Genomic DNA, 256 nt, shown 5'->3' on the forward strand with positions numbered 1-256 from the left:
CCTGGGACATCGACCCGCGCGCGGCCCAGCCCGGCATCTTCCCCGCGGACCAATTGCCGCAACTGCAACGCAGCGACTACGTGCAGCATTCCAACGACTCGGCATGGCTGGTCAATCCCAAGGCGCCGTTGACCGGGTTCTCACCGGTGATCAGCCAAGACAACATCGGCCTCGGCCCACGCGCGCGTTTCGCTGTGCAGCGCCTGCAATCCCTGGAGAAACAGCCGATCAGCGTGAATGACCTGCAAAATATGGT

General features: G+C 62.9%; 1 pseudogene. It reads left to right on the forward strand.

What is annotated here, in order from left to right:
* A pseudogene (locus tag SB765_RS31440) lies at positions 1-256 on the forward strand (acylase); the annotation flags it as partial.

It is taken from the genome of Pseudomonas sp. SIMBA_067 (genome assembly GCF_046534675.1).
Classification (GTDB): Bacteria; Pseudomonadota; Gammaproteobacteria; order Pseudomonadales; family Pseudomonadaceae; genus Aquipseudomonas; species Aquipseudomonas putida.